The sequence below is a fragment of the Mycobacterium sp. NGS16 genome (assembly GCF_059813225.1).
The window spans coordinates 1-974 of sequence record NZ_JCALEE010000023.1 but is presented as its reverse complement, the minus strand read 5'-3'; the positions used below and the strand labels follow the sequence as shown (position 1 = coordinate 974).

General features: G+C 64.3%; 1 protein-coding gene. It reads left to right on the top strand.

The window, feature by feature from the left end:
* The first annotated feature begins 127 nt into the window (after positions 1–127).
* A complete protein-coding gene (locus tag AC5Y4Q_RS21620; protein WP_499960165.1) occupies positions 128–928 on the top strand; it encodes an integrase core domain-containing protein in 801 nt (266 codons plus the stop codon).
* Positions 929–974: the final 46 nt, after the last annotated feature.

Here is a 974-nt window from a genome sequence, read left to right as displayed (position 1 = left end):
CCGGTGACCCTGCAGGCCCACCTCGCCCGGCAAGGGCTACCGATCCCTTCTACCTCCACAATCCGGCGCATCCTGCATCACCACGGCCTGATCACCCCACAACCACGCAAACGCCCCCGCAGCTCCTATCACCGCTTCGCCGCCGAACAGCGCAGGCGAATGCTGGCAATCCGACTTCACCCATTGGACCCTGGCCGACGGCACCGACACCGAAATCCTCAACTGGCTCGACGACCACTCCCGCTACCTACTGTCGTGCACCGCCCACCACCGCGTCAGCGGACCCGACGTCGTCGCCACCTTCACCACCACCACCGACGAATTCGGGCTACCGGCCACCACATTGACCGACAACGGCTCGGTCTACACCTCACGATTCACCGGCGGACACAACGACTTCGAACGCCTACTAGCCGCCCTGGGCATCACTCAGAAAAACGGCCACCCCGGCCACCCCCAAACCCAAGGCAAAATCGAACGCTTCCACCAAACCCTCAAACGCTGGCTAAGCGCACGACCCCACCCAAAAACCGTCGCCGAGCTCCAAGACCTCCTCGATGACTTCCGCACCGTCTACAACACCCAACGCGCCCACCGCGCCCATCCCGGCCACATCACCCCGCAACAGGCCTACCTCGCCCGACCCAAAGCCACCCCCACCGCACAACCCCACGCCGCCATCCGGCTACGCACCGACACCGTCGACCAATTCGGCAAACTCACCCTGCGCCACGCCAGCCGCCTACACCACCTCGGCATCGGACGCGCCCACGCCGGCACCCCCGTGCTCATCCTGATCGCCGCCACCACCGTCACCGTCATCAGCAAAACCGGCCACCACCAACTCGCCAGCCACCACATCGACCCCGACCACAACTACTGGCCCAACAAACAGAAAAACCCCGGCAAAAGCCGGGGCAATCTGTAACCGATGACGCGACTCAGGTGTCACCGATGACGCGACTCATCACACA